The organism is Coriobacteriia bacterium, assembly GCA_031292615.1.
GTDB lineage: Bacteria > Actinomycetota > Coriobacteriia > Anaerosomatales > JAAXUF01 > JARLGT01.
In genome coordinates, this window is the sequence record JARLGT010000043.1 from 1 (window position 1) to 25627 (window position 25627).

At 65.7% G+C, this 25627-nt stretch carries 23 protein-coding genes, 1 tRNA gene and 1 pseudogene; 3 read left to right on the forward strand and 22 right to left on the reverse strand.

Features of this window, described 5'->3' with window-relative positions:
• Window positions 1-139: 139 nt before the first annotated feature.
• The 8 genes from P4L93_04085 to P4L93_04120 all read right to left on the reverse strand — a co-directional run bounded on the left by P4L93_04085 (window position 140) and on the right by P4L93_04120 (window position 9533).
• A complete protein-coding gene (locus P4L93_04085) occupies window positions 140-1459 on the reverse strand; it encodes a hypothetical protein (protein MDR3686123.1) in 1320 nt (439 codons plus the stop codon).
• Window positions 1460-1683: 224 nt separating this feature from the next.
• A complete protein-coding gene (locus P4L93_04090; GenBank protein ID MDR3686124.1) occupies window positions 1684-2388 on the reverse strand; it encodes a hypothetical protein in 705 nt (234 codons plus the stop codon).
• Between the two features lie 131 nt (window positions 2389-2519).
• Window positions 2520-4031 (reverse strand): glutamate synthase-related protein, encoded by a 1512-nt coding sequence (locus tag P4L93_04095; protein ID MDR3686125.1) that lies wholly within the window; start codon window positions 4029-4031, stop codon window positions 2520-2522.
• 3 nt (window positions 4032-4034) lie between these two features.
• Window positions 4035-5174, reverse strand: coding sequence for a glutamine amidotransferase family protein (locus P4L93_04100; GenBank protein ID MDR3686126.1), 1140 nt, complete (start codon window positions 5172-5174; stop codon window positions 4035-4037).
• Between the two features lie 134 nt (window positions 5175-5308).
• Window positions 5309-6652 (reverse strand): heterodisulfide reductase-related iron-sulfur binding cluster, encoded by a 1344-nt coding sequence (locus P4L93_04105; protein ID MDR3686127.1) that lies wholly within the window; start codon window positions 6650-6652, stop codon window positions 5309-5311.
• Window positions 6653-6861: 209 nt separating this feature from the next.
• The gene (locus tag P4L93_04110) at window positions 6862-7509 is read right to left on the reverse strand and encodes a LysE family transporter (protein MDR3686128.1); all 648 of its coding nucleotides are present in this window, start codon (window positions 7507-7509) and stop codon (window positions 6862-6864) included.
• 10 nt (window positions 7510-7519) lie between these two features.
• Window positions 7520-8131 (reverse strand): response regulator, encoded by a 612-nt coding sequence (locus P4L93_04115; GenBank protein MDR3686129.1) that lies wholly within the window; start codon window positions 8129-8131, stop codon window positions 7520-7522.
• Window positions 8094-9533, reverse strand: a complete 1440-nt coding sequence (locus P4L93_04120; protein MDR3686130.1) for a histidine kinase N-terminal domain-containing protein — start codon at window positions 9531-9533, stop codon at window positions 8094-8096. The genes P4L93_04115 and P4L93_04120 overlap by 38 nt, the downstream gene beginning before the upstream one ends.
• 121 nt (window positions 9534-9654) lie before the next feature.
• Between P4L93_04120 and P4L93_04125 the strand changes: the two genes are divergently transcribed.
• Window positions 9655-9740: transfer RNA gene (locus P4L93_04125), tRNA-Leu, on the forward strand.
• Window positions 9741-9777: 37 nt separating this feature from the next.
• Here the strand turns inward: P4L93_04125 and P4L93_04130 are convergent.
• The 13 genes and pseudogenes from P4L93_04130 to P4L93_04190 form a co-directional block, all read right to left on the reverse strand.
• Window positions 9778-11001: a glycosyl hydrolase gene (locus P4L93_04130; protein MDR3686131.1), complete on the reverse strand. Its 1224-nt coding sequence runs from the start codon at window positions 10999-11001 to the stop codon at window positions 9778-9780.
• 200 nt (window positions 11002-11201) lie between these two features.
• Window positions 11202-11462: a hypothetical protein gene (locus P4L93_04135; protein ID MDR3686132.1), complete on the reverse strand. Its 261-nt coding sequence runs from the start codon at window positions 11460-11462 to the stop codon at window positions 11202-11204.
• Window positions 11463-11587: 125 nt separating this feature from the next.
• Window positions 11588-13063, reverse strand: a pseudogene (gene atpD, locus P4L93_04140) (F0F1 ATP synthase subunit beta).
• Complete coding sequence (locus P4L93_04145) at window positions 13053-13958, reverse strand: F0F1 ATP synthase subunit gamma (protein MDR3686133.1); 906 nt, start codon at window positions 13956-13958, stop codon at window positions 13053-13055. Before P4L93_04145 ends, atpD begins: the two are co-directional and overlap by 11 nt.
• 4 nt (window positions 13959-13962) lie before the next feature.
• A complete protein-coding gene (gene atpA, locus P4L93_04150) occupies window positions 13963-15810 on the reverse strand; it encodes a F0F1 ATP synthase subunit alpha (protein ID MDR3686134.1) in 1848 nt (615 codons plus the stop codon).
• 28 nt (window positions 15811-15838) lie between these two features.
• Window positions 15839-16456, reverse strand: coding sequence for an ATP synthase F0 subunit B (locus P4L93_04155; GenBank protein ID MDR3686135.1), 618 nt, complete (start codon window positions 16454-16456; stop codon window positions 15839-15841).
• Window positions 16457-16462: 6 nt separating this feature from the next.
• Entirely contained in the window at window positions 16463-16972 is a 510-nt protein-coding gene (locus P4L93_04160; protein ID MDR3686136.1) for a hypothetical protein, read from the reverse strand.
• 24 nt (window positions 16973-16996) lie between these two features.
• Entirely contained in the window at window positions 16997-17224 is a 228-nt protein-coding gene (gene atpE / locus P4L93_04165) for an ATP synthase F0 subunit C (GenBank protein ID MDR3686137.1), read from the reverse strand.
• 4 nt (window positions 17225-17228) lie between these two features.
• Window positions 17229-17963 carry a F0F1 ATP synthase subunit A gene (locus P4L93_04170; protein ID MDR3686138.1) on the reverse strand — a complete coding sequence of 245 codons (735 nt, stop codon included), beginning with the start codon at window positions 17961-17963 and terminating at the stop codon, window positions 17229-17231.
• 5 nt (window positions 17964-17968) lie between these two features.
• Entirely contained in the window at window positions 17969-18385 is a 417-nt protein-coding gene (locus P4L93_04175) for a hypothetical protein (GenBank protein ID MDR3686139.1), read from the reverse strand.
• A 23-nt stretch (window positions 18386-18408) separates the two neighbouring features.
• A complete protein-coding gene (locus P4L93_04180; GenBank protein ID MDR3686140.1) occupies window positions 18409-18663 on the reverse strand; it encodes a hypothetical protein in 255 nt (84 codons plus the stop codon).
• Window positions 18664-19098: 435 nt separating this feature from the next.
• The gene (locus P4L93_04185) at window positions 19099-19848 is read right to left on the reverse strand and encodes a hypothetical protein (protein MDR3686141.1); all 750 of its coding nucleotides are present in this window, start codon (window positions 19846-19848) and stop codon (window positions 19099-19101) included.
• Between the two features lie 98 nt (window positions 19849-19946).
• A complete protein-coding gene (locus P4L93_04190; protein MDR3686142.1) occupies window positions 19947-21254 on the reverse strand; it encodes an MFS transporter in 1308 nt (435 codons plus the stop codon).
• A 216-nt stretch (window positions 21255-21470) separates the two neighbouring features.
• Between P4L93_04190 and P4L93_04195 the strand changes: the two genes are divergently transcribed.
• On the forward strand, window positions 21471-22511 hold the full coding sequence (locus tag P4L93_04195) for an adenosine deaminase (GenBank protein MDR3686143.1): 1041 nt from the start codon (window positions 21471-21473) through the stop codon (window positions 22509-22511).
• Window positions 22512-22637: 126 nt separating this feature from the next.
• Complete coding sequence (locus P4L93_04200; protein ID MDR3686144.1) at window positions 22638-24764, forward strand: ATP-dependent helicase; 2127 nt, start codon at window positions 22638-22640, stop codon at window positions 24762-24764.
• A gap of 39 nt (window positions 24765-24803) precedes the next feature.
• On the opposite strand, the gene P4L93_04205 is transcribed toward P4L93_04200, so the two are convergent.
• Window positions 24804-25454 carry a hypothetical protein gene (locus tag P4L93_04205; protein MDR3686145.1) on the reverse strand — a complete coding sequence of 217 codons (651 nt, stop codon included), beginning with the start codon at window positions 25452-25454 and terminating at the stop codon, window positions 24804-24806.
• Window positions 25455-25627 lie beyond the last annotated feature (173 nt).

A 25627-nucleotide genomic window follows, 5' to 3' on the forward strand; every position in this document is an offset into this window, starting at 1 on the left:
CACCGGTGTGCACGGTGGTGTGGTCGGGCAGCGGCGAGTGGCAGGTTGCGCAGGTCGCGTTGCCGGCGACGATGGCGGCCATCACGGTCGGGTCGGTGCTGGCGTGGCAGGTGGCGCACGTCATGCCGCGACCGGTATGTTAGTTGGCGAGGTTGTCTATATGGCAGCCCGGTCCGGTGCAGCCGACCAGACCGGCGAGGCCACCGGTGTGCACGGTGGTGTGGTCGGGCAGCGGCGAGTGGCACGTCGCGCAGGTCGCGTTGCCGTTCTTGATGGCGTTGACGACAGTGGGGTTGGTACTCGCGTGGCACGTTGCACAGATGCCCCCGTGGGCATCGGCGAGGTTGTCGACGTGGCAGCCCGCGCCAGTGCAGCCGACCAGACCGGTAAGGCCGCCGGCATGGACCGCGTGATGGTCCGGAAGCGGAACGTGGCAGGTCGCGCAGTTCGCGCCGCCCGCCTTTATAGCCGCCTGAACCGTCGGATTACTGCTCGAGTGGCACGTCGCGCAGTTGCTTCCGTGGGCGTCAGCGAGGTTATCGACGTGACAGCCCGTGCCGGTGCAGCCGACAAGACCGGCAAGACCGCCGACATGAAGGGCGTGGTGGTCAGGTGGAGGGTTGTGGCAAGAAACACAGTCCGGACCCATCGCGTTGTCAGTGTCGTACTTCGTTCCGTGGCAAGCTGGGTCGTGGCAACTCTGGTTGGCGTAGTACGAGAGCGAAAAAGCCCAGACTCTGGTCGAGGTGTTGCCCGCGGCATCGCCTGCCGTGACCGCAACTGTGACTGTACCGTCTGCGCTGAGGGTGAAGCCCGTGACCGTGATCTTGCCACCGGCAAGCGTGGCGGTGCACGGGCTCCCGTTGACCTTCGCACTCGAGGTAACTACCCCGCCGTTGTCTGAGACGGGCACCGAAATCACTGGGGTGAGGGTGGTCACTCGGGAGCCTGCCGCAGGAGTCGGCGCTCCGAAGACAGGTGGTATCGAGAGAATGTACGTCCACGTGTCGGTGAACGTCGTCCCCATGACGTCCTTGACCGTGGTGACCACGGTGTGCGTGCCGTCGGCGACAGCCGCACCGGTCGGATAACACGTGAGGGCAGCCTGGTTCGCGTGTGGCGGATCGGTAACCCACGTCCATTGAACCTTGTACGCACCATTTGCGTCGGGCCCAGTCTCCGAATAGGCCCAGTGTCCGACCGAACTGGTGCTGAGGAAGGTCTTGAATGCGACGCCGTCGATCTTAGTCGTCGGCGAACTGGCGTTCATGGCGTACGTGCCGTAGACGGTTACCCCGACTTGGCTCTCTTGCCCGTGGATAGTGCCGAGCGGGTACTCGCTGACGAACGTCGCACCGAGCGCGAGCGCCGGAAGCGCTAGCGCTGCCACGATGGCCAAGGCTACAACGGCGCCTACCCCAACCCACCGCGTCCCACGTACACCCGATCCCTTCAGCATTGCCGACCGACCCCCTCGGAATGCAAAACCGAAACGCGTCCAGCGCGCAACGGGGCGCCCAATCGCGCCGACTTTCTTGGTGTATACCACATCACTATGTATCGCGAAGCCGCCGTCCCGCAAGAAAGCACGTCGCAAGAGCATCGCCATCGTGCTGAGCCTGGTCAGTCCGGCCCAGGTCCAGCGCTGCTCGCTGTGCAGCGTTGGGTCGTGCCGCCTAACGCCTACAAATAGGTGTAGAGCTTTCCGTAGGGCCTGTGGCTGACCGGCACCAGCTTGGTGAATGGAACCGAGAGTACCTCGTCCAGATCCAGGCCCATGTCCTCGCAGTACTCCTTGAGTACGGGAGTGAGCTCGGCCATGTCGGTTTCGTCGGCCGAGAACACTCCGACCTCCTTGCCGCACTGCCACGGTTCGACCTCACCGCGGATGTAGATCGTCCCGCCGTGCATCCCGGTGCCTAGGTATCCACCGACGAGGGGGCCTTCGAGCCGCGAATTCAGCCCGAGCAGCACGAGTAGGCCTCCTGCCATGTACTCGCCGAAGAAGTCGCGCGCCTTGCCGCCGCATACCATGATGGGCCGCAGGTCTTCGTAGGCCTTCATGTGGATGCCGACGCGATAGCCCACGTCACCCTTGATGAACACCTTGCCGCCGCGCATGCCGTAGCCAAGCACGTCGCCCGCCGAGCCATGCACGATCACCTTGCCGGAGTTCATCGTGTTGCCAACGCCGTCTTGGGCGTTGCCGAAAACCTCCAAGGTCGGGCCGTCCATGAACATCGCCATGTCCTGACCTGGCGTGCCGTGGACCTCGATGCGCAGGTCCCTGCCATGCAGACCGGTGCCGATGTAGCGCTGACCGTTGACGTAATTGAGCACGATCGTCTTGGCACCGTCCTCGAATGCCGCACGGATCGACGCGTTCATGTGCTTGTAGTAGACGCCCTTGCAGTCCAGCGTCACGGTGTCGCCGTCGCGGGTAGCGACGGGCGCAACTTGGATGTAGCCCTCGATCGGGCCCTTCGTTGTGGTCGTCATCGTCTCGTCCCTCCCCTTCTCTACAGACCCGCGGGCTTGACGCCCAGGATCTCGCAGGTCTGCTGATCGAGGCCCACCGCGCGAAGGCGCTCGCGACTGCCGCGAAGCGACTCGACCGCGTTGACGCCCAGTGCACCGAGAATCTCCTGCAACTCGTGACTCCACGCGTTGACTAGGTTGGTGAGCCGCTCGGCACCCCACTCGGGGTCTACTCGGCGGGTCAGCTCAGGCTTCTGCGTGGTCAAACCCCACGAGCAGCAGCCCGTGTGGCAGCCCTGGCACAGGTGGCAGCCCAGCGCCATGAGCGATGCCGAGCCAATCGCCACGACGTCGGCGCCCAGCGCGATCGCCTTGGCCGCATCAGCGGAGGAGCGAATCGAACCGGCCGCGATGATCGAGGCCTGGTTGCGGATGCCCTCGTCGCGCAAGCGCTGGTCGACAACTGCGATCGCAATCTCGAGAGGAATGCCTACGTGGTCGCGGATGATAGCGGGCGCGGCGCCCGTGCCACCCGAGAAGCCGTCGAGGTAGACGTAGTCCGCTCCCGCACGCACGATGCCCGATGCAATCGCGCCGACGTTGTGCACGGCCGCGATCTTCACGCCGACCGGCTTGTAGCCGGACGCCTCTTTGAGCGAGTAGATGAGCTGGCGCAGGTCCTCGATCGAGTAGATGTCGTGGTGCGGCGCTGGCGAGATGGCGTCCGACCCCTGCGGGATCATGCGCGTGGTCGAGACCTCCTTGTTGATCTTCTCGCCCGGAAGGTGCCCGCCGATGCCCGGCTTGGCGCCCTGACCGACCTTGATCTCGATGGCGGCACCGCGGTTCAGGTACTCCGGACTGACGCCGAAGCGGCCCGAGGCAACCTGCACGATGACGTTCTTGCCATACGGGTAAAGGTCGGCATGAAGTCCACCCTCACCCGTGTTCATCAGGATGCCGAGACGCTCGGCCGCCATGGCCAGCGATTTGTGGACGTTGAGCGACACCGAGCCGTAGCTCATCGGCGAGAAGATGATCGGGGTGTCCAGCTTGATGTTGTTGCTGACGCCGCCGCCATCTTTGAGCTTGTAGCCGCCCTTGCCGTTTGACTCGACGCCCACGCTGTCGGGCTTGCGGCCCAGGTACGTGCGCAGCTCCATCGGCTCGCGAAGCGGGTCGATGGAGGGGTTGGTGACTTGGCAAGCGTCCAGCACGAGATGATCGAAGATCTTCAGGTAGGGCTTGTCATTACCCATGCCGGTGAGCATGACGCCGCCGGACTCGGCTTGGCGCCACACGTTCTTGCGCAGCTCGGGCGACCAGTTAGCGTTGTCGCGCAGCGCGAGGTCGTTCTTCTTGATCTTGATGCAGTGCGCGGGACAGTACGTCACGCAGCGGTGGCACGCACGACACTTGCTGTCGTCTGGGAACGGGCGCTCGTTGAACGAGTACACGCCCCAGCCACACTGCTGCACGCACCGGCCGCACTTGTGACACTTGTCGTAGTCGATCTCGACCAGAAACTCTGGCTGAATGAGGCTCGTCGGCATCTGTTAGTTCACCTCAACAGGCTCGTGGTGGGCGGTGTGCACGCCGGTAACAGCGGTGCTGACCTCGTCGGCCGCGAGGTGAAGGTCTCCGTGGATCGGCCAAGGCATGCCTTTGACGCGGGCGATAACCGGCTCGCCGGCCTTGGGTGCCCAGACCTCATCGGGGGCGTCCAGAACTTCGCGCATCGCCGACTCTTCCGAGGCGACCATAAGCTTGGTCCCCTGCCGAGCAGCCACGAGTGGGCGCAGTTTGATGCGGTCGTTCATCGCGACCATGCCACCGTTAAAGCCCAGCACGATGGCGAACGGGCCGTTGAGCATCGCCGGTCCGTAGACGGCGCGCAGCGAGCGATACACCTCGGCCTCCTCTTCCGGCATGCGATCTATCTCGGTCCACAGCGGGCTGGCGAGCGCCTTGCACGCAAGCTCGAGCGGCAACTTGTGTCGGCGAAGAAGCAGGTCGAAGAGGTACGCGGCCACCTCGGTGTCGGTGCCCAGCGTGCATTTGTAGCCGAACTGCTCGAGATAGCGGCTGTTGATGCCGTAGCTCGAGATCTCGCCGTTGTGCACGATCGACCAGTCCAGCAGGGTGAACGGGTGCGCTCCACCCCACCAACCTGGCGTGTTGGTCGGGAACCGGTTGTGGCCGGTCCACGTGTGGCCGGCGTACTCCTCCAGCAGGTAGTAGTGGCCAATCTCCTCGGGGAAACCGACGCCCTTGAAAGCACCCATGTTCTTGCCACTCGAAGCGACGAAAGCGCCATCGACCTCAGAGTTGATGAGCATGACCGTGTGGACGATGTAGTCCTCAGCGCTCATCTCGGAGTTCTCGAGCTTGTGCGGATCGGGGTTGAGGAAGTAGCGCCAGAGTAGCGGCGCGTCCGAGATACCCTTGACGGGGCGGGTGGGCATCGGCTCGGCAAGGTCGACCACGAAGAACCGGTCGAAGACAGCCTCAGCCTCTTCCTTAGCCTTCGCGTCGTGATACATCATGTGGAAGCAGAAGTGGTCCGGGAACTCGGGGTAGATGCCGTAGCCGGCAAACCCACCGCCCAGGCCGTTTCCGCGGTCGCGCTGGACGGCCATCGCTTTGATGGCCTCAACGCCGCTCATCAGCTCGCCGGACTCGTCGCAGATGCCCATGAGGCCACAGCCACCGTGGATCTTGAACGACGCTTCCTCGGCGTAGCGCGGGCGCTCGCCCAAGCCCAGATCGAACAGCGATCCGGACGGCTTGCTCGTTGGCATGCGCTCCAACAGGGGTTCGAACGCCATCTCTACTCAGCTCCCTTGGACTCGTCGGTGTTGCTCATGATTCTCGACATCGCGTCGCCGCCGTCTTCCGGCAGCGGGTCGAGTCCGAGCTTCTTGCGCGCAGACTGCTTCGGCTTGCCGAGCGTGCCCGTCTCCATGAACATCTTGTAGCTCTGCGGTACGGACTCGGGACCGGCACCTTGCTCGATAGCGATCTCCTTGAGCTTGCGGAACGTCTCCGCCATGCCGATCTCGGAGTGGCACAGCTCGAGGCACGTGTAGCACTCGAGGCACTTCCACAGCTGGCCTTCGGCGATGACCTCATCGAGCTTGCCGTCCACCAGATCGCGGATGATGTCGTTGGGCTGGAACGTCGGATCGACCTTGCACACCGGGCAGTCGTCCTTGCACGCCCGGCAGCTGTCGCACTTGTTCAGCAGTGCGACGTCGAAGTTCAGCGCGAGCTTGGTCTTGTCGGCGCTACGCGCCTCCCACTTGTCGAGGAACGGCTGGACGCTAACGCGGTGCATGTCCATGCCGATCTCCTCGGGCGTGTGCCCGTAGGCAAGATCGATCAGCTCCGAGAGGTACAGGATCGGTACGTTGACGTTCTCGTTGGCGCGCTGCAGGGCCGCCTGGTTAAGGTCGAACTGCTGGAAGCAGCTCGGGCAGACCACCACGAGCGCGTCGACGTCGTTGTTCTGCAGGTCGTAGAGCTTGCGACGGCAGAACGCAAGCGAACTGTCGCGCTGGCCCACGCGGTCCAAAGCTCCACCGCAGCACTGCATCTTGGTCGGGTAGTCCACGACGCGAGCACCCAGCGCCGAGACGATCTCCTCGACCTTCTTGGGGTGTAGCGGGTCGTCCCAGCGCACGGCCGGCTGCGGGCGCAGCAGGTGGCAGCCGTAGTGCACTGCGATGCGCATGCCCCAGAAGTTCTTCTTGGCCTTGCTGGCGATTAGAGCCGCACCCATGGAGTCCGAGAGCCACTCGGCGAAGTGCATGACCTCGATGTCGCCCGAGTAGTGCAGGTCCTCCTTGGCGAGGCGCTCGTTGATCACGTCGGCCTGGCGCCAGTCGGTGCGCAAGTGGCTCTGGGCCTCCTTGAAGGTCGAGTAGCAGCCGTTGCAGGGCGTGACGACGTCCAGCCCGGCCTTCTCGATGATCGCCAAGTTGCGCGCCGCCGCAGTGTAAAACGCGTCAGGGTCGTTCGCCTTTACCAGCGTGCCCTCGGGACAGCACGTGTGGCCGGGCTGCTCGTGCACCTTGACACCGAGGTCATCGAACATGACCCGGGTCGCCTTCTCGATGAACGGGAAACGCGCGGGGATGGTGCACCCCCAGAAGACCGCGAACTCCTTGTTCATGCTTGTCGCCTTTCAGTTTCGCTTGATGTAGCCGCCGGAAACGAAAAAACCCGCCACAGCCCTGCGAACGGGCCGAGGCGAGCGTCGTTGCTCGTCGTCTTCGGTTTTCGGCACGTCGTTGTGCCGGTCGCGCGAGTATAGCACGCGCTTGGTGCCAGATGAAACATGCGCGAAACAGTCGGCCTGGGCCGCTTCCCCGTGTGCTGCCGCTATCGCCCTGCCGGCCAGAAAGCCGCCACGATCGCGATCAGCCCGAACGCCACAATGACCGCACCCGAAATACGGCTGACCGCCGATACCAGCCGCGAACCGGCCTTGGCGCGTGCAAGCGTCACACCGGTGGCAAGCACCAACCACCACGACAGCGAACCGCTCGCGATGCCGGCGGTCGCCACCGCGGCTGAGGCCATCCCCGGTTGGGCAACCAGACCCGCGCTGGCGAACACCGCGCCGAACGCCATGATCGTCATCGGGTTGGTCAGCGTCAGCCCCACCGCCGAGGCGTACGTGGCCGCGTGCTGGCCGACGCTCGCCGCTCCTGGCTGCTCGGCGAAGTCGCAGGCAGCGGGCTTGGCGAGAATCGAGCGAATGCCGAGGTAGACCAGCACGCCTCCGCCGACGAGGCGCAGCGGCGTTTGCCAAGCGACCAACACTGACGCGACGGCGGCCACGCCGAACGCCGCGAGCGCCGCGTAGATGCCGTCGGCGGTCGCGATGCCCAAGCCGGTCGTCATCCCGGCGCGCCAGCCGCGCTCGAGCGTGCGCTGGATGCAGAGCATGCCCATCGCCCCAACAGGCGCTGCGACGAACACGCCCAGAACGAAGGTACGTAGGTAGAGTGGAAGCAGAGGCGGCATCGGGCGCGGACTACTCGTCGGCTTCGCTGGCCAGCACGACTGCCTCCGCAATTTCGCGAAGCGTCTTTCGCCGGTCCATGGCGAGCCGTTGCAGCGCCTTGAACGCCTCGGGCTCGGTCCGGCCGCGCGCCATCAGGATGCCCTTGGCGCGATCGACGATCTTGCGTGTCTCGAGGCGCTCGGAAAGGTCGGCGACCTCGTCGGCCAAGGCGGTTGCCTCGGCGAACCGAGCGGCCGCGAGTGCCATCGCCGGCAAGATGTCGGTGCGAGAGAACGGCTTGACGACGTAGGCCATCGCACCAGCAGCGGCGGCCTGCTCCACGTAGGCGGCCTGCGAGAACGCGGTGACCATCACGACCGGGGCGATGCGCTCGTCGCCAAAGATCTGCGCCGCCTCGATGCCGCTGACCCGCGGCATGTTGATGTCCATGAACACCACGTCTGGCGCCAGCTTCCGCCCCAACTCGATGGCCTCGGCGCCGTCCCGCGCCTCCCCCACAACCTCGTGGCCTTCTTCTTCGAGCATCTCGCGAAGATCCATCCGGATGAGAGCTTCGTCCTCGGCAATCAGAACGCGCACTGTCTCACGCCTCCGTCGAGTCGAAATAGGTGGTCTCGCCAGTGTCGCCCAGAGGTACGCGCACCGTCACGGTGGCGCCTCGCCCACCAGAGAACGCCAGCGTGCCGAGCAGGTCGTCTTCCACGACCGTGCGCACGATCGCCAAGCCGAGATTTGCCGAGGTGGCCGGGTCGAAGCCGGGCGGCAGACCGACGCCGTCGTCGCGCACGGTGAGCACCAGCTCACCGGGGACACGGCGCATCGCGACCTCGACGTGCCCTTCCTCGCGGTCGGCAAGTCCGTGCTCGAGCGCGTTGTGAACGAGCTCGGCGAGCGCGAGAGCAAGCGAGGTGGCTGTGTGCGCGTCGACCGCACCGGTCTGGCCCTCGACGCTGACGGCGATGCGACTCGCGTCGCCCACCATCCCGCGGCGTACGAGGTCGACCACGGTGCGGGCGGCCTCGGCGAAGTCGACGTGCTCCTCGTCGGAGCCGGCCAACAAGTCGTGCACGACCGCCATCGATCCAACGCGCTCCGTGGCCTCGGCGAGTGCTCGGCGGGTCTCGAGCGAATCGCTTCGCCGCGCTTGGATGCGCAGCAGCGAGGCGATCGTCTGCAGGTTGTTCTTGACGCGATGGTGTACCTCGCGAATGGTCGCGTCCTTGACCTTGATCTCCTGCTCGCGGCGCCACGCCTCCGTCATGTCCTCGACCAGCACCAGAGCGCCTGCGGGAAGCCCGATCGAGCGGTAGCCCAACACGCGCTGCGCCACTTCGGTCTCAACAGCAATCGCCGAGCGAGTACCTAAGACCGGAGCCACCCCAAAGCCACCTCCCGGCAGCGCGGACGCCTGCATACCCACGAGCGCGCGCTCCACGCCTGCGAGCCGCATGATGTTGACCGCGTTAGGCGAGGCGTACGTAATCTGCCCGGTCGAGCTGACCCGCATCACGCCGTCGCCGGCCGTGCGAACGGTGGCGAACGGCTTGCCGTCGCGAGCATCGGTCAGCGGCGCCTCGCCGAGAAGGTCGAGCAGCTCCTCGGCGACGTCCATGAACGCCGCCTCCATCGCACCAGCAGAGTCAGCAACCTGCTCGGCGAGGTCGCGAACCACGACAGCGAAAGCGTGAGGCCGGCCGATCGGCCAGGCCGAAGTGCGATACGGGATGCCGCGAGCTACTCGGCGACGATTCCCCGTGACCGGCGAGCCACCTGCAAGCGCGGCGTACGCCTCCGGCTCCTCCTCCACGTGCAGCACGCGTCCGACGCGCGTCGAGCCAAAGGGCGCGACGGCGGTGTTCGGACGCGCGTCGTTGACGACCCTCAGCTCGCCGGATGCATCGGCCAGAGCCAAGGCGACATCGCCGTAACCCATGTCGGCTACGAGTTGCAGGTTTGCGACGACGTTGGCGAGGTGCTCGCGCGCGGCTTGCGGCAGCGCGTCGGCGGGGTCGGTAGTTGCCATGCGGCCAGTATACGCAGAGGGGAGGCCCCGGGCAGGTGGGACGCCCGTTCTGCTCACCCCCACGCGCTGTGACCACTCGCCCCGAGTCCCACGCTACCGCTATACTCGGCGATGCGCCCGCGCCCGGGTGGTGGAATGGCAGACACGGAGGTCTCAAAAACCTCTGAGGGAAACCTCGTGTGGGTTCGACTCCCACCCCGGGCACCATCCGCACTTCGCGGACTTCTCAGCGCGACTCCACGGCTCAGTACAGATGCGGATAACTGGCCAGCCGTTTCTTGTCGGCCGCCGAGAGCCCTTTCTTCCACGCGGCGAGCTCCGGAATCGGCCCGCCGAGCATGTACGGAGCCGAAACGGCCTTTCGGTACGCCGCCGCGCTCGCCTTGGAGCTCTGGATGCGCCAGTCCTGGATGCCGTGCTTGACGCCCTTTTCGTACGCATCGTAGTAGACGAACGCCCCGATCTCCGGGTGCTCGGTGGCGAGGTTGGCGTATGTCTGGGTGAGCCACGCCGGCTTGTCGCCACCCTGCTCGACGGCCGCACACTCGCCGATGAGAATCGGCTTGCCCAGCGACTTGAGGTAGAGCAGGGGCGAGATGAAGATGTCGTCGAACGACTTAAACGGCACGCCGGTGATGCTCTTGCCCCAGTTAAACCCGCTCGCCGAGACCCAATCGACGTACTTGTCGCCTGGGTAGTACGCGGCGGCGGTGTTCTCGACTGAGAACGGCTTGCTTACGTAGTTGACACTCCAGACCCACGTGACGTTGGTGGCGCCCTCTTGAGCAAAGACATCGTGGATGTGTCGCCATGCAGCGATATAGTCCTGCGGCTGGTTCCCATTCATCGTACCGGACCACGGATACCAGTTGCCGTTCATCTCGTGCATCGGACGCAACATGACGGGACCGCCAAGTGCCTTGATCGATCGCGCCCAGGAACGGATGAATGCATCCTTGCTGCCAGCGGCGATCCTGCTCAGGCGCCACTCGGGTGAGTCGGCTGGATCCTTGATGTTGTGTGGCTTGCTGCCTGGATCCCATGGCTCCCAACTGATCATCGGCACCGACCCGCGTGCGTAGACGGCTGCGACCATCGCCGGGTCGAACTTGTACGCGCCGTGGGTGCCCCACTGCTGGTACCACATGACGATTGCCGGCGGTTTCGGCGATACCGCCGAGTACGACGCCATGGCAGCGCGGTTGAACGGCCCCGGGGGCCGAAAGACGCCGATGTAGCAGCCCGAGGCCGGCGGAGCTATGGCGCCGGGACGCATCGGCTTGAGGGGGGCAGCGGGCGTCGCCGCCATGCTGGCTGCGGGCGTGGCGGTAGTGGTAGCCACGGGCGTGCCGGTGGCCGAGCCGGTTGTCGGCGAGTTGGCTGGTGGGGATGCCGGACTCGAGCAGGCGGCCAGCAGAAGCGCGGCAGACACGAGCGCCAGCGCAACACTCCTCGAGATCGTTCGCATTGGGGGCTCCGTCTTCTTGGCAGGAGGCACCGGCGCGCCTCTTGGTCGCGGATTATACCCGTGCGTCATCGGCGACTGCGCGATGATGCACCGCCATCCAAGGCGCTGGAGCTTCATCGGCCGCGACGCGCGCAGAACAGTCCGCAACGGCTGCGCGGAATCGTCCGCAGGACTCTTCCCGCGCTGCGTCGATCGACGCCCTACGTGACGACCAGCGTGACTCGGTCATCGAGCACCTCGAGCACGCCGGGCGCAAGCGTCAGGGCGCTCGTGTGCTGGCCGCGTGTGAGCCGCGCCGTGCATGCCTGAGTCTGCATGAGCAAGGGCCCATGATGCACGCAGATCCCCACCTCGCTGCCGGGATCGAAGTCGGCCTCTCGGCGACGGACGACTACCCGGTCGAGGCCCTCCTCGTGCAAGGCCACACCCTTCGCGGTGATGATGTCGAAGGTCAGCGCCACTGCGCTGCGCCTCCCGCGACCGGCGCGGGGATCTCGGCAGTAATCCCGGCGACAAGCGGTTGTGCCGCTGCCTCGCCCTCCCGGATCTGTGCCTCGCCCTTGGTGGTCGACGGCCGCACGTCGATGACCTCGGTCGCCCGGCCGATGACCTCGTCGATGGTGCTGGCCATGAAGAACGCCTGCTCGGGCACGCCGTCCATGTGTCCGGAGCAGATCTCCTCGAAGCCTTTGATGGTCTCGGAGAGTGGGACGTAGCAGCCGGGAATGCCGGTGTACTGCTCGGCGACGAAGAAGGGCTGCGAGAGGAACTTCTGGAGGCGACGGGCTCGCGCGACGACCGTCTTGTCCTCCTCCGAGAGCTCCTCCACGCCGAGGATGGCGATCAGGTCCTGAAGCGCACCGTAGCGCTGCAGGTAGCTCTTGGTTTCGCGGGCGACCTTGACGTGCCGAGCACCCACGAACGCAGGCTCGAGTATCTGCGAGCTGGACTGCAGCGGGTCGATAGCCGGGTAAAGGCCCATCTCGGCAACGCGCCTCGAGAGCACGACGGTAGCGTCAAGGTGGGAAAAGATCGCCGCCGGGCCTGGGTCGGCGAGGTCGTCGGCGGGAACGTAGACGGCCTGGACGCTCGTGATGGCACCGTCATCGGTCGAGACGATGCGCTCCTCGAGCGAGCCGACCTCTGTTGCGAGTGTCGGCTGGTAGCCCACCTCGGCGGGGATGCGGGCTCGCAGCAGCGAGACTTCGAGGCCGGCTTGGACGAAACGGTAGATGTTGTCGAAGAACAGCAGCACGTCGGCGTGCTCGGCGTCGCGGAAGTACTCGGCGGTCGTCAGCGCGCAATACGGGACTCGGAAGCGCGCACCCGGCGGCTCGTTCATCTGGCCGAAGTAGAGCACCGCGCGGTCCAGCACCTTGCTTCGCTGCATCTCGAGCCACAGGTCGTTGCCTTCTCGAGTGCGCTCCCCCACGCCTCCAAAGACGCTCACGCCCTGGTGAACGTGGCCGACGTTGCGGATGAGTTCCATGATGACGACGGTCTTGCCCACGCCCGCCCCACCGAACAGCGCGATCTTGCCTCCGCGAGGGAACGGTGTGAGCAGGTCGACCGCCTTCAGCCCCGTCTCGAACACCTCGGGAAACGTCTTGACGCGCGCGAACGGAACGGGCGGGCGCCTGATCGGCCAGTACTCCAACGCCGACACGGGTCCGAGCTCGTCGGTCGGCTCCCCAACGCAGTTCAGCATGCGGCCCTTCACACCTGGACCCACGGGCACGCTGATGGGCGCTTGCGTGTCGTAGACGCGCGTGCCGCGGGCAAGCCCGTCGGTGGTGCCGAGGGCGAGCGCCCGCACGACGCCCTCACCCAACAGCTCGACCGCCTCCAGCGGCAGCCCGCGTCGGCGGTCCGAGGCCCGCAGCAACGACCCGATCGCCGGCAGTTCGCCCCGGAAGCGCACGTCGACAACGGGTCCGAGCACCTGCGCGACTACCCCGTCGCACGCCTCGCGTTCGAGTGCCTCGACGTTGCGCTTCAGGGCGGCATCGACGATGTCGGCCGCAGTCAAATCGAGCTCGGCGATTCGGTCGTCACTCTTCATTCTCGGCTGCCTCTCCTCGGACACGCCCCGCCACCAGCACGCCGACAAGATCGGCGGTGATCGACTCGCGGCGCAGCCGGTTGTAGTGCACGCGAAGGTCGGCCAGAGCGCGGCCAGCGCGCTCGGAAGCTTCCTGCATCGTCACCATGCGCGCGGCCTGCTCGCTCGCGAACGCCTCCAGCAACACGTCCTCAGCCTGCAGTCGCACGAACGCCCGCAGCAACTCCTCGACACACGCCGCGCGGTCGGGCTGGTACTCCCATCCTCGTGGCGGCGTGCCGTCGTCCTCGGCGGGCATGACCGGCAGCAGTCGCACGACCACCGGCTCGCGCCGAACCGCCGAGAGGAACGCCGTGTAGCACGCCCACACCTCGTCGACTTCGCCGCCAAGGAAGTCGTCGGTGATCCGACCCAGCAGCCAGTCCACGTCAGCAGGCGCGACGCCTTCGCGCGTCCACGCTGTGGCCTCGGCGATTGGGAGCGTCGTGGCTCGGCGGATGTACGTCTCGGCGCGGTGGCCGCGCGTCACGGCAACCACCTCGATGCCGGAGGCGAGTTTGTGCAGCGCAAACGTCCGGGCCTCTCGGCCAACAGCGATGTTGTATCCGCCGCAAAGCCCCCTGTCGGCGCCGATCACAACCAGCTCGATGCGCTTGACCTCGGCCCGCTGCTCCATAAGTGGCGAAAGCGTCGTCGCGTCGGTGCCCTCTTGGCGAGCCGCACGCTGCTGCTCGGCGAGGATCTGCCGCAGACGCGCCGTGTAGATGCGCGCGCCGAGCGCTCGGGTGTGCGTCTGGGCGAGCTTGGCCGAGGCGACCGTGGCCAACGTCTGGCACACGTCCCCAATCCCGGCCACCGAGCTCATCCTCTTGCGGACATCGGCGAGTTTCTCCATCGCGTCACGCCACCTCGACCGGTGCCGGGGCCGCCGCCACGCGCCGCGTCGCCAGGAACTCGTCGAGCGCGGCGGCAAGCTGCGCCTCGATCTCGTCGTTGAGCCCCTCGCCATCTCCGAGCAGCGCCAGTACCTCAGGCTTGCGCTGTGTAGCCCAGCCGAGCAGCTCGCCTTCGACCTGGCCGACTTCGGCGACCTGGACGCCATCGAAGTAGCCGTGCACGACGGCGTAGAGTGCGAACACCTCCTGCTCGATGGGCATCGGCGTGTGCTGGTCTTGCTTCAGCAGCTCTCGAGCGCGCTCTCCACGCGTCAGCTGGCGTTGCGTGGCTTCGTCGACCTCGGCGCCGAACTTCACGAAGCGCGCCATCTCCTCGTACTGCGCCAGGTCGATGCGCAGCCGGCCGGCGACCTGCTTCATCATCCGAGCCTGCGCCGAGCCGCCCACGCGCGACACCGAAAGCCCTGGGTCCATCGAGGGTCGGCGCCCCTCATTGAACGCCACCGCGTCGAGCATGATCTGCCCGTCGCAGATCGAGATCACGTTGGTAGGGATGAACGCCGAGATATCGCCCGCAAGCGTCTCGATGATCGGCAACGCTGTCAGAGAGCCTCCCCCCAGCTCCTGAGACAGCCGAGCAGCCCGCTCGAGCAGCCGCGAGTGCACGTAGAACACGTCGCCCGGGTATGCCTCGCGGCCGACCGGACGATCGAGCAACGCCGACATCTCGCGGTACGTCACCGCGTGCTTGGTCAGGTCGTCGAAGACCACGAGCGCGTCGCCACCGCGGTCCATGAAGTACTCGCCCAACGACATGGCCGTGTAGGGCGCCAGGTAGCGTAGCGCCGGCATGTCGCCTGGCAGCGCCACGACCACGGCCGTGTACTCCAGCGCGCCGTACTCCTCAAGCGTCGCGACGACCTGCCGCACCGTCGAGGCCTTCTGCCCGATCGCGCAGTAGACGCAGGCAACGTCGCGCCCTTTCTGCGCCAGGATCGTGTCGACGGCCAGCGTGGTCTTGCCCAGCTTGCGGTCGCCGATGATCAGCTCGCGCTGTCCGCGCCCGATCGGCACGAGCGCGTCGATAACCTTCATTCCGGTGTGCAGGGGCCGAGACACCGGTTGGCGCCCCACCACGCCCGGGGCCATGCGCTCGACCGGCATCCACGCACTCGGAACCGGCGGGTCTCGGCCATCGATTGGCCGACACACGGCGTCGAGCACGCGCCCGAGCACGGCCTCTCCGGCCGGGACGCGCATCAGATGCCCGGTTCGGCGAACCGATCCCCCCTCGCGAACGTTCTCCTCGCTGCCGAGAAGCACACACCCCACGACGTTCTCTTTGAGCGAGAACGCAAGGCCAAGTGTGCCGTCCTCAAACTCCACGATCTCCTGACTGCCTACGTCACGAAGCCCACCGACCGCCACCACGCCATCGCCAATGCGCATGACCGTGCCCGTGTCGAGCAGCTGCTCCACCGAAGGCTCGGGTGACGACTGCGTCAGCACGGTGCGCAGGAAGTCGTACGCGTCGTCGACGTGCGGGAGCTCGCCTGCATCGAACTTGACCTGCATCGAGCGCTCCACGTCGGCAAGCCACATCACGCGCGGATCGAAGACCACTCGCCCGACGTCGCCCACGAGCAGCACCGCACCTGCGTCCATCGTCGGCGACACCTTCACGTCGAGTGCGATCTCTCGGCCCGCCGACTGGCAGACGAGGTCGCGTACGAGCTTCACGACGCTGTCGTCGAGGTGCGTGCGTGCTGCCAGCGTGACCCGCGAGCCCGGGAAGTCGGACAGCAGGTGTGCGAGCGCCACCCCATCTAGCGCGAAAGTGGGCGGCCGCACTGGGCTGCTGGGAGTGGGTGCGGACACCCTACTCGCCGCCTGCGACTGCGGGGCGCGCTCGGTCGGCTGAACGCCGCTGAGAGCGGTCGAGGTTGCCCGAGTCGCCTGCGGTAGCCACGCCAGCTGTTATTGCTTCCTCGATGCGGGAGCGCTGCTCGGCGACCGTGAGCTTCTCGTTCATGATCGAACGCGTCGCCTGCGAAACCAGCTCCACGAGCTGCTCGCGCAGGTCCGCCTGCATCTGTACGCGCTCGTTCTCAAGGGCAGCATTGGCGCGCTCGAGGATGCGTGCAGCCTCCGCGTCGGCGTCGAGACGTGCCTGTTCCTCGCTCGCCGTAGCGCTTGCCTTGGCTTCGGCCAGGAGCCGCTCAGCCTCCTCGGCGGCGGCCTGATCGCGTTGGCGTGCCTCTTCCATCGACTGGCCGAGCCGACCCTCAGCACTCAGAGCTTCCTCGAGGCGCTGGGCAACGTGGCTCTTTCGTTCCGAGAGCATGTTGGCGACGAAGCCGCGGCGCTTGCCAAAGCCGAACGCCACAACCCAGATGATCCCGACGAGCAAAAGGAACTGCACGACCTCGGCGACCATCGTCATGGGAGCGTCGGCGATCTCCTTGCCTATGGCGGACAGGATCTCAGTGAAGATCACGACGACTCACCCCAGTCCTCGCGCAATCAGTCGGTCGACCGCCGCGTCCACGGTCTCGGCGTCGTGCCCTCCCAGCATCCGGTCGCAGGCCAGCCCCACGCACTCCAGCGCCAGTGCGCGCAGCTTCTCGGCCTGCTCGGCGCGCGCTGCAGCGATCTTGGCGCGTTCGCTGTCCAAGAGCGCCGAGGCTTCTTGAGTGGCGGCGTCGACTCGCCCACGCCGATACTCCTCGGCGATCTGCTGTGTGCTTTCCCGCAGCTCCTCAGCCTGCGCGGCAGCCGCCGCGACGGTTGCTTCGGCGTTTGCTGCAGCCAACCTCGTGACTTCGTCTGCGCGATCGAGCGTGTCGTCGGCGACGTCGAACAACCGCTCTCGCTCCTCCATGACCGCCAGGTACGGATAGACGAAGAAGTGCCTCAGCGCGAAGTACGTGGCGATGAATATCACGATGATCGCCACGATCACGATCGGGTCGATCTGTGTCAGCGGGTTGAGATTGAGTTCGGCAGCGTTCACCGCCGCCCACCTCCTACGTGCTTTCTAGAGCTTCTGCGCGATGACGAGCGTGACGACCAGCGTGTAGATGCAGAGCGCCTCGATGAGTGCCATGCCGATGAGCATCGCCGTGAAGAGCTGCGGCGCGATCTCGGGTTGACGCGTCATACCTTCGATTGCGGACGTGGAAACGTAGCGCATCGCGTACGAGGCAAACGCAGCCCCGATCGCGATCGGAAGAACGGCTACCAGAGCGAGAAGGACGCTGTTCATGGTCTTAGGACCTCCCCTCGGCAGGTAGGCGGCCGATCGCGGTCGCCGGAGCGGGCGCCTCTTCGGTCGACTCGGCTGTCGCGGGCTCCTCGTCCGCAACGTGGATCGCATTAGCGAGGAAGCTCGCCGTAAGTAGCGTGAACACGAGCGCCTGCACGAAAGCCGGAATGAGTCCTAGCGCGTGCAGGATGATAGGGATGCCCCAGGGCACGACCACGAGTACGAGGGCGACGGTCATGTACTCGCCAGCGATGTTGCCGAAGAGTCGAAGCGACAGCGACATCACGTCGGTAATCTCGGACACCCACTGCAGCGGGTTGGGCCAGAACAGGTGCACCAGCGTCTTGCCCACTCCCTTCACGGTCGCCGAGATGATCAGCGTCCCGACGACCGCGCACAGCGCCAACGCAAGCGTCACGCTGAAGTGTGAGGTCGGCGGGCGGTTGAGTACCGGGATTGGCAGGATCGCAATCAGGTTCGACGCGATGATGAACAGGAAAGCCGTGGCCAGAAGCGAGGTCACCAGGCGCATGATCTGCTCGCGCTTCTCCCCATGGGCCATCTCGCGCGCCTTGCCCACGAAGAACTGCAGCACCCACTCGCCTACGTTCTGTCTCGCGCTCGGCTCGGTTGCCGAGAGCCCACCGTGCGCAAGCCACGCACCGGCGCCCACGAGTAAGAGCGAGACGAAGATGGAGTTGCCGATGACGACCAGTGACGGCGCAGTAAGTTGCAGCACGCCGATCACCCCCCCTCACGTGGGGTTCGCATCCCACGGCTGACTGCGATGGCGCTTCCCCCAAACGCGAGCGTCACGTCGAAGACCATCACTCCCGCAACCGCGCCCCAGAAGGCCGCCGTGTTGTGCGAGAGCATCGCGACGAGCAGTAGGCCCGCCTTGACGACCAAGCGACCCGCAAGCATCACGATGGGAGCGACCGGATCGATATGCCCGGAGTCCAAACCGTGGCGCGCGCGCCGCACACTCAGGGAAACGAGTACGACGTCGATCGCCACGGCGATCACACAGGCGACCGCGAACGCAGGGTCGCGGGTCAGCGCTGCTCCGGCCGCTGCCACGACGACACCAACGCCCAGCGCCCAGCGGGCTATCTCGTCAAGGAATCCCCACTCGAATCCAAACACCTGTGTGTGCGTCACCGCGCTCGCCTTCTTCCAGATGGCTAGAGCGTGTCGCGAAGTCGAATCATGTCTCGGACAGCGAGTCCGAGAGCGATGAACAGGCCGATGCCGATTCCGTAGGGCCAGGTGTTCAGCCAGCGGTCCACCAGCCAGCCCAAGAAAGCGCCGGCCAGGACGTAGGCAGGGATGAGAGACCACACGGCGATAACGCTCAGGAACTCGCGCGGGATGAGGTCTTTCTCGTGAGCGTGCCGAACAGTACTCCTTGGAGTGTGCTGCGCGCCGGTCTCCGGCATATTGGCCGCCCCCCAGATTGGCGGGGTCGTGCGGCTCTATCGCGCACAGTTCGAACGATCACCTTTGCGTACAACAGGGTCGTCGTGCCTCGCGGCAAGAACTACCACAATCATCCATGGAAGAGTATTCCCCATGGGCCGAACTCCCACCCGAGCCGCCGTGCTTCGACGCGCACGTGAATGGACGTCGTCACGAGAGGGGCGGAGTGTCTGGCTGCCGCGCGCGGCCAATCGCCGGATTGCCGCGCGCGGCTTGCGAGATAGTAGGCGCCGGCGTCCATACCCGCGCCCACTTGCAGGCATTTCTCGCGGTCGGCAACACACATGCCGAGCTGCGGATCTTCGTCAGACTCGACGCGTGATCATCTCGGTATTGCACAGTCCCCCACAGTTTCCTGCAGTGGCGGACAGACGCATCGGTGAACGGCGAGCGAGCTACTTGACCTTGACCGTCTTCCACGTCGAGTAACTGGCCGACTTGTGCCCGACATCGGAGAAGCGCGCACGAATCCGGTAGGTCGCCTTATTCGAGAGCTTGAACGTCGCCGTCGTCTTCGAAGAACCGCCCGAGAGGAACTGCGCGACGAACTGGCCCCTCACGCTACTGAACGGCTTGAACTTCTTGCCTTTCTTGCGCTCGATCATGAACCTGATCGGCGAACTCACGCTGTTGTACGCGGGATAGGTGCGTGCGCTGACCGAGAAGTTCTTCGAGTGACGAGCGCTGGCAGGCGCGCTCATGCTACCCACAGTGTAGGGCTGCGGAGCGGTCAGAGTCGTGGCGACGGAGTACGTGCCGGTAGCCTCGGTTGCGAACGCAATCGTGAAGGTGCCCGTCCGACACATCATGAAGCTCACGACGAGGGTATCGGTCGCAACCGGAGAGCCCGTCACCACGTACGGTTCGTTCGGATTCCCGTACGACCCAACGAAAAGAGCTGCGGGTTCGGCGGCTTTGGCCGTGATGCGGACGGTCTGCCCCGCAGTGGCCGCCAACGCGTAGTCGACCCATGTGTGGCCCATGGTGAAAGTCGCCTGCGCTGTAGCGGGGACGCTGAGCGGCAGCGCCTCTTGCGGACTGTCGCCCGGGTCCGCCAGGGCAAACGTCGCACCGAGGGCAAGCACGAACGCCAGTATGATCAGCGTCGCGCCGAGTATGCGCGGTCGTGAGCTGCGCTTAGTCATGACGACCTTCCTACTGCAAGACTGCTTCGCGTCTCGTCCTTTGTACGCGCCACAGCCGGGCGGCGCAAATCCGCGCGGCCGCTCCGCGTGCGCACCGGCTACTCGTGAGGTTCAGCAGAAGCAGCGGAGGCTACCTCGTCGGCGGCTTTGCCTGCCACCATGTAGAGCGGCGCCGCACCCAAGAATGCGACCGAGCTGATCGCCCAAGCGATGGGCAGACCGACCGATGTCGCAATCAGGCCGAGGATCGGCTGACCGACCGATCCTCCCGCGTCACCGAAGAGCGAGTCGAGTGACAGTACCGTGGCCCGCTGCGCGGAAGGTATGTGCTCGTTAATGAAGCCCGACCTCACCGGGCCCAACAGACCGAACATCAGGCTCCAGGCGAACCACAAGCCGATGGCGATTGCGGCTGGAAGCACGCCCGGCGGCAACTTCAAGAGCCCAACCGCAGCGATACCGAACACGCCGAGGGCGCTAATCGCCGAGCCAAGCGCCAGCACGCGAGCCGGACTGCGCCGCTGCGCGCCCGAGCGCATGACGGTCCCCACAAGTCCAGCGCCGGCGATCGTGATCAGCGCCGCAACGGACTGCACGACCCCGAGCAGCCAGATCGCGTTGGGATCGCCCAAGAGCTGCAGGATGAACGGCTGCCACGAGTAGAAGACGAACATACCCCCCACGCCGGTGACCGCCGAGACGAACATCAGGGGACGGACGACCGGGCTACGCCAACCGTACTTCGTGCCGGAGCGGAGAACCTTCGCTGCCTCCTCGCCGAACGTCGAGAAGTGAAGCGGCCTAGGCACGAAGCCGTAGTCGTGAACCAAGAGCAGAACGAGGATGAAGGCCAGGATCAGAACGCCTGCGCGCACCAGGTACGGAATCATGAGGTTGAGTTGGCCGAGCAGCCCGCCGGCCAACGCGCCAACGATCAGCGCGGCACCGCTTGCCTGCTGCAAGCGGGCAAAGACGACGTCCTTGGGCCCCTCCCAGCCGGTGGCATCCAGCGCGTCGACCATCCACGCGTCGACGGCCCCCGTCTGGAACGTGAACCCCACTCCCAGCAGCACGCTGCCGACAGTAAAGCCCCAGAATCCCCAGCCTAGCTGCGGTGTCACGACGTAGAGAACTGTCGAGATGCTGATAATCGCGATGGCCAACAGGAACGACGTTCGACGCCCGATTGTATCGGCGATCACGCCTGTGGGGACCTCGCACAGCGCCTGAGAGATCAAGAATGCCGTGTTGACGAGCATGACCTGGAACAGAGTCAGATGTCCGAGGTTGATCAGGAAGATCGTGTTGATCGCCCAGATCATGGACGCAGCCAGTGTGAATAGCGCGCCCGTCGAGACGTAGGCGAAGATCACTCGGCGAGACGTGTAAGGTCGATTGGGAGTCATGGAATAGGTGATTCCCACCACCGGCCTGTGCGAACCCGCGCATGGGCATCAGCTGCGGCGCGAGGCCTGCTAGCTGGTGTGATGTCACCTTTGACCGATGGCGCGCGGCGAATGTCGGCCATTTTGCGAGGAACCGGCGGGCCGATGTGGAACACTCGGATGAAGGGTTTCGCGGGCCGGACACTCCGGACGTCGATAGTCCCCACGGAGGTGTCTGTGTCGCTCGAGAACGCGCCCGCACTCGACCCCGAGTTGGTCGACCTGATCACTCGCATGCCCAAGGTCGAGCTGCACGTCCACTTGGAGGGCACGCTCGAGCCCGAACTCGCCATCCGCCTCTCCGAGAAGAACGGGGTCCCCCTACCCTACGCATCGGTCGATGCGATGCGCGCTGCGTACGACTTTGGCGACCTGCAGTCGTTCCTCGAGGTCTACTACGCGGCTTGCGCCGTTCTAGTCAAGCGTGAGGACTTCCGCGACCTGACGCTTGCCTATCTGCGCCGCGCCCACGCCGAGAACGTGCGTCACGTCGAGTGTTGCTTCGACCCGCAGTCGCACACGAGCCGCGGTATCCCCTTCGACGTCGTGATCGGCGGCATCCTCGACGGGCTGAAGGCCGGCCAGCGCGAACTCGGCATCACGAGCGGCCTGATCCTGAGCTTTTTGCGCCACTTGCCTGCCGAGAGCGCTTCGGCGACGCTCGCCGCTGCCGAACCGTGGTTGGGCGATCTAGTCGCCGTTGGACTCGACTCCACTGAGCTGGGCAACCCGCCCGAGCGCTTCGCCGAGGTCTTCGCTCGTGCCAGCGCGCTGGGCCTACGCGGAGTCGCGCACGCCGGCGAGGAGGGCGATGCGTCGTTCGTCGCTCGCACGTTGGACTCGTTGCACGTCTCCCGGGTCGACCACGGTGTACGTGCTGCCGAGGACCCCGCGGTCATGCGGCGCCTCGCCGAGGAAGACGTGACGCTGACGGTGTGCCCCAACAGCAACGTGCGGCTGCGCGTCTACTCGGACCTCTCGCGCGTGCCCGTGCGCACGCTGCTGGACGCCGGCGTGGCGGTGACGGTGAACTCTGACGACCCAGCCTACTTCGGCGGCTACATCACCGAGAACTTCATGAACATCTCGGCAGCACTAGCACTGACGCCTGACGATCTGTATCAGCTCAGCGTCTACGCGATCGGCGGCTCGTTTGCCGACACGCACCGCAAGCTCGAGCTGATGGACGAGCTGGAAAGCGTCTTCGACGGCGCCTAGCCAGTTGGCCCTCGGGCGCTCCCGCCGCGTCAACTGGCGCGTCCACCCTGGTACGAACACCTGTTCGCTTTCGTGCTCCCAGCGTGATACGCTTTGCATGTCCCGCATCGAACAGGAGTTCGCCCTATGGCCGCGAAGGATCCCCTCCCTGCTTCCGACTCCCCTTACGCAATCGTGCTCGCGCCGACGGCCGATGACGCCGACCTCGCGCTTGCCGACGCGCTCCTCGCCGACCTCAACCCCGAGCAGCGCGCGGCGGCCGCTCATGGCGATGGCGCGCTGCTCATCGTCGCGGGCGCCGGCACGGGCAAGACCACCACGCTCGCGCATCGCGTCGCACACCTGATCGCGCAGGGCGCCGACCCTGGGCGCATCCTGCTGCTCACGTTCACGCGGCGGGCGGCTAGCGAGATGGTTCGCCGAGTCGATGCTCTGTTGCGCGGCTCGGCCGAGAACGGCGGTCCCGAGATGAGCGGCGCCCGCGTCTGGGGCGGCACCTTCCACGCAGTGGCGTCTCGGCTGCTGAGGATCCACTCGCGGGACTTGGGGATGGAACCCGACTTCACGATCATGGATCGCGGCGACTCCGAGGACCTGATGCACCTGTGCCGCACCGAGCTGGGTCTTGGCCGAGGCAGCGCTCGTTTCCCGCAGAAGTCGACGTGTCTCGACATCTACTCGCGCTGTGTCAACGCCCAGCTACCGCTGACCGAGGTACTGAAGGTCGCGTTCCCGTGGTGCCGCGCCGCAGAAGCCGAACTGGCGCAGCTCTTCGCGCTCTACACCGACAAGAAGGAGGAGCAGCAGGTCTTGGACTACGACGACCTGCTCCTCTTCTGGCACGGCCTTTTGGGCGACCCAGTAGCCGGCGATCGCGTCCGCGAACGCTTCGACCACGTGCTGGTCGACGAGTACCAGGACACCAACGTGCTGCAGGCCGAGATCGTCTCGCTGCTGCGCCCGGATGGTACCGGCATCACGTGCGTGGGCGACGACGCGCAGGCGATCTACAGCTTCCGAGCCGCCACGGTGCGCAACATCCTCGACTTTGAGGAGCGATTCCCCAACGCCGAAATCGCCACGCTTACGCGCAACTACCGCTCGACTGCGCCGATACTGACCGCCACCAACGCGATCATCGCCGAGGCCTCCGAGCGCCGTGACAAGGAGCTCTGGACCGCGCGCGAAGGTGGCGGCCGTCCGATATTGACGACCTGCCGAGACGAGGCCGAGCAGACCGACTGGCTGTGCGACCGCATCCTCGACCATCGCGAGCAAGGCACGCTCCTCAAGCACCAGTGCGTCCTGTTCCGCGCCCAGCACCATTCGATGGCGCTGGAGATGGAGCTATCGCGGCGCCACATCCCGTTCAAGAAGTACGGCGGCCTGCGCTTCGTCGAGATGGCGCACGTCAAAGACCTCGTGAGCTTCCTTCGCCTCGCCGAGAACCCCAAAGACGCGATGGCCGGACTGCGCGTGCTCGGCCTGGTGCCCGGCATCGGCCCCAAGACCGCGACCAACCTCATGCGCGCACTCACCGAGAGCGGCGGCGACTTCGAAGCATGGGTGGGCGCCGAGGTTTCGGAGCCCGGGCGCGCGACGTGGCCCGACGTCGTTGCTGTCCTGCGCGGACTCGCGAGCGCCGGCCCCGGCAACGTTCCAGCGCAGGTGCATGCGGTGCGCACGGTCTACGCGCCGCTGCTCGAGCGCCGCTACGACAACGTTGCGGCTCGGATGCGCGATATCGAGCAGATTGAGAACATCTCGGCGGCTGCATCCGACCGCTCGCACTTCCTCGCCGAGCTCGTGCTCGACCCGCCCGCCTACACGCAAGACTTCGCAGGCCCGCCCGTCCTCGACGAAGACTACCTCGTGCTCTCGACGATGCACTCGGCCAAGGGACTTGAGTTCGACTCGGTGTACGTGATCCATGCCGCCGACGGCAACATCCCTAGCGACATGGCGACCGGATCGCCTGAGGAGGTCGAGGAGGAGAGGCGCCTATTCTACGTAGCGTGCACGCGGGCCAAGAACCACCTCTACGTCACGCATCCGTTGCGCTACTACACACAGCCATACGGGCGCAGTGACAATCACGGCTACGCGCAGCGTTCGCGATTCCTCTCCGAGAACGTCATGCCGCACTTCGTCGAGACCCTTGCCAGCCCCGAGCCGCCGCACGACGACGACACACCGCTCCAACGCGCGACTACCGCAAAGATCAGGGGCAGCGTGCGCAGCCTCTGGAGCTAGGCGGGCGTCGCGTCGCGCCTGGGCGCAGGGCGAGGTGGGCTACTGGCTCGAGAAACTCCACTGGAACGGGTCGACTCGGCGATTCGGCTTGGACTTCGTGGCGCCGACCCAAGAAGTGTCGGTCGTAGTAGAGACGCCCTTTGCCACGCCCTCGGTGAGCTTCTGGCCGGCTGCCTCGTAGCGCGCGGTCGCATCCGCGTCGTAGAGGGATTGAAACTCGTTCTTGCCTCCCGCACGCGTGATGGTCATCGTCCAGTCGATCCGCATCTTGCCTTTGTAGGCAAGCGGGTCTGTGGCCGACCGGGACAGCTCAAGCGTGTAGACGTACTTCGCGGCAGTGCTCGTGGCGCCAGCGACCTGCGGAGTGAACGTCACGGTCCTGCTTGCGCGAAGGGATCTGCCCTTGCGGAACAAGGGAGTGCTGCCCAAGACACCCATCGGGTCCTGCCTGGCCGAACCCGACCTTACAACCCAGGCCACCTTGATCGCGCCCAGTATCTCGGGAGCGGGTTTGCCCGCAGCCGAGCGGCTCGGTTTCGGAGAGACGGTGGGCGTCGCCGAGGCTGTGGGCCGCGCGGGTGTCGAGCCCGTGGATTGCGGCCGGAGGCTACATGCCGCAACGAGGCCCATTGCGCACGACAGGGCGACGAGCGCCAGCGCGACCCGCCTGCCTCTACCGGCGATAGTCACTTCAGGGCTCCTCCTCAGCACTTCGGGTGCACTCCTTCGGCGCACTACCAGTCGCCTTCGCACAGAACCTGCGACCGCATGACTAATATTGCGCTATCCACTGTAGATGCTACCAGCGCGAAGCCCACCCCGGCGCTTAGCGCGTAGGCCTTCGTCAGCCATAGCCGCCCGGC